This window comes from Pseudomonas sp. BW16M2, from assembly GCF_014268865.1.
Lineage (GTDB): Bacteria > Pseudomonadota > Gammaproteobacteria > Pseudomonadales > Pseudomonadaceae > Aquipseudomonas > Aquipseudomonas peradeniyensis.
This window is the reverse complement of record NZ_JABWRI010000013.1, coordinates 1-3,387: the sequence shown is the minus strand read 5'-3', so window position 1 is coordinate 3,387 and position 3,387 is coordinate 1. Positions and strand designations below refer to the sequence as shown.

The 3,387-nt window shown below is 64.9% G+C and carries 2 protein-coding genes; both read left to right on the top strand.

Annotation, left to right across the window (positions count from 1 at the left end):
* Window positions 1–78 precede the first annotated feature (78 nt).
* A complete protein-coding gene (gene macA / locus HU735_RS13800) occupies window positions 79–1,233 on the top strand; it encodes a macrolide transporter subunit MacA (protein WP_186713939.1) in 1,155 nt (384 codons plus the stop codon).
* Window positions 1,234–1,235: 2 nt separating this feature from the next.
* Complete coding sequence (locus HU735_RS13795; protein ID WP_186713938.1) at window positions 1,236–3,239, top strand: MacB family efflux pump subunit; 2,004 nt, start codon at window positions 1,236–1,238, stop codon at window positions 3,237–3,239.
* Window positions 3,240–3,387: the final 148 nt, after the last annotated feature.

Sequence of the window (3,387 nt, the reverse complement as noted above, 5' to 3'; positions counted from 1 at the left end):
CACCGTCGTGGGGGGGGGGGGGGGGGGGGGCCATGCCCGCGCCCACGGGACCTCATCGGATTCTGGAAGAACGGTTTTATGGAAAAGACGAAGTTTCGCAAGATCACCCTTGGGGTCGCCGCGGCCCTGGTCGCCGGCATCGTGCTGTACGCGGTGCAGGCCCCGGCCAAGCCGCCGCAGTACATCACCGCCACGGTCGAACGTGGTGACATCGAGAACGCAGTGCTGGCCACCGGCACCCTGGAGGGCATACGCCAGGTGGACGTCGGTGCCCAGGTTTCCGGGCAGCTCAAGTCGCTGAAGGTCAAGCTCGGCGACAAGGTCAGCGAGGGCCAGTGGCTGGCCGAGATCGACCCGCTGGTGCCGCAGAACACCCTGCGCCAGGCCGAGGTCGACGAGGAGAAGCTGCAGGCCGAGCGGCGCTCGGTGCAGGCCAAGCTCAAGCAGGCCAAGCGGGTCTACGAGCGGTACGAGGTGCTGCAGGACGACGAGTCGATCTCGCGCCAGGATTTCGAGAGTGCCGAGTCCGAGTTCGAGGTGCAGCAGGCCAACCTGCGCTCGCTGGACGCGCAGATCAAGAGCGCCCGGGTACAGATCGACACCGCCAGGGTCAACCTCGGCTATACCCGCATCGTCGCGCCGATCAATGGCCATGTGGTGGGCATCGTCACCCAGGAAGGCCAGACGGTGATCTCCAACCAGTTGGCGCCGGTGATCCTCAAGCTGGCCGACCTCGACACCATGACCATCAAGGCCCAGGTGTCCGAGGCCGACGTGATCCATATCAGCCCCGGCCAGCAGGTGTACTTCACCATCCTCGGCGACGACCAGCGCTACTACGCCAAGCTGCGCGGCACGGAGCCGGCGCCGCAGAACTACCTGGAAAGCAGCGACAAGAACAGCGGCGCGGCCAAGCAGGCCAGTGCGGTGTTCTACAACGCACTGTTCGAGGTACCCAACCCCGAGCACCGCCTGCGCATCTCGATGACCGCCCAGGTGCGCATCGTCCTCGACACCGCCCAGGGCGTGCTCACCGTGCCGGTGGCGGCGCTGGGGCCGCGCGACGCCGACGGCAGCTTTGCGGTGCGGGTGATCGACGGCAAGGGCTTCGCCCAGGTGCGCAAGATCCAGGCGGGAATCAACAACAACGTCAAGGTGCAGGTCAAGGACGGCCTGGCCGAAGGCGACCGGGTGGTGATCGGCGAACCGGTGTCGGGCGAGGCGGGGGCGTGAGCATGAACATGACCGTCGAGCTTTCACCGCACCTGGCGCGGCCTGCTGACCAGCAGCAACCGCTGCTGCGCCTGCAAGGGGTCAGCCGCAGCTTCATGGCCGGCGACCGCGAGTTCCTGGCGCTCAAGGGCATCGACCTGCAGATCCATGCCGGTGAGCTGGTGGCGATCATCGGCGCCTCGGGCTCGGGCAAGTCGACCCTGATGAACATCCTCGGCTGCCTGGACCATGCCAGCGCCGGCAGCTACCAGGTCAGCGGCCAGGAAACCCACGACCTGGACGACGATGCCTTGGCCGCGCTGCGCCGCGACCATTTCGGCTTCATCTTCCAGCGCTACCATCTGTTGCCGCACCTGGATGCCCTGCGCAACGTGGAAATCCCTGCGGTGTATGCCGGCGTGCCCCAGGCCGGACGCCATGCCCGCGCCCGTGAACTACTGGGCCGTTTGGGCCTGGGCACTCATCTGGCCCACCGGCCGAGCCAGCTGTCCGGTGGCCAGCAGCAGCGGGTAAGTATCTGCCGGGCGCTGATGAACGGCGGCGAAGTGATCCTCGCCGACGAACCTACCGGCGCCCTCGACACCGCCAGCGGCAAGGAGGTGATGAACATCCTGCTGGAGCTGCACGCTGCCGGGCACACGGTAATCCTGGTGACCCACGACCCCAAGGTCGCCGCCCATGCCGAGCGGATCATCGAGGTCAGCGACGGACAGATCGTCAGCGACCGCCGCACCCGGCCCGAGGCGCCCGCGCCGGTCGCCGGGGCCGCCCCGGTCGGCGAACAGGCGCCGCGGCGGCTGGTGGCCAGCCTGGGATTGTTTCGCGAGGCGTTCAAGATGGCCTGGATCGCCCTGGTCTCGCACCGCATGCGCACTTTGCTGACCATGCTCGGGATCATCATCGGCATCACCTCGGTGGTGTCGATCTCGGCCATCGGCGAAGGCGCCAAGGGCTACGTGCTCAAGGACATCCAGGCGATCGGCAGCAACACCATCGACATCTATTCGGGCACCAGTTTCGGCGACAGCCGGGCCAAGGCCATCGAGACCTTGATGCCGGCGGATGTGACGGCGCTCAACGCGCTCTACTACGTCGACAGCGCCACCCCGGTGATCGGCCAGAGCTCGCTGGTGCGCTACCGCAACATCGACGCCGACGTGCAGCTCAACGGCGTCAGCGAGCAGTACTTCCAGGTGCGCAACATTCCGCTGGCCTCGGGGATCGTGTTCAGCGCCGACGACGCCCGGCGCCAGGCGCAGGTGGTGGTGATCGACCACAACACGCGCAAGCGCCTGTTCGGCGACGGGGTCAATCCGCTGGGGCAGGTGATCCTGGTCGGCAAGCTGCCGTGCACGGTGATCGGCGTGACCGCCGAGAACAAGAACCTGTTTGTCGCCGGCAACACCCTGAACGTGTGGATGCCCTACGAGACCGCCGCCGGGCGCGTGCTCGGCCAGCGCCATCTGGACAGCATCAGTGTGCGGATCAAGGATGGCATGCCGAGCAAGCGGGTCGAGGAGGAGGTCAACAAGCTGATGCTGCAGCGCCATGGCACCAAGGACTTCTTCACCAACAACCTCGACAGCATCATGCAGACCGTGCAGAAGACCAGCCGCTCGCTGACCCTGCTGTTGTCGCTGATCGCGGTGATTTCGCTGGTGGTGGGGGGGATCGGGGTGATGAACATCATGCTGGTGTCGGTCACCGAGCGGACCCGGGAGATTGGCATTCGCATGGCAGTGGGGGCGCGGCAGTCCGACATCCGCCAGCAGTTTCTGGTGGAGGCGGTGATGGTCTGTCTGATTGGCGGGGTGATCGGGATTGGGTTGTCCTATGGGATCGGGTATTTGTTTGCTTTGTTCGTCAAGCAGTGGGAGATGGTGTTTTCGTTGGGGTCGGTTGTTACGGCGTTTGTTTGTTCTACGTTGATTGGGATTGTGTTTGGGTTTGTGCCGGCTCGGAATGCAGCGCGGTTGGATCCTATTGAGGCGCTGGCTCGGGATTAAAATGTTTTGGGTTGGGTTGGGTTGGGTTGGTGTTGGTGTTGGTGTTGGTGTTGGTGTTGGAAGTTGTATGTGCATTCATTTGCGATGTCGACGCTTATTCACCTTTCCGCCCTTACGGCGGGTTACTTTGGTCTTGGCCAAAGTAACC

What these genes read in the sequence shown, in the direction of transcription:
- macA (WP_186713939.1), top strand. Translation starts at nt 79, where the DNA reads ATGGAAAAGACGAAGTTTCGCAAGATCACCCTTGGGGTCGCCGCGGCC.
- HU735_RS13795 (WP_186713938.1), top strand. Translation starts at nt 1,236, where the DNA reads ATGAACATGACCGTCGAGCTTTCACCGCACCTGGCGCGGCCTGCTGAC.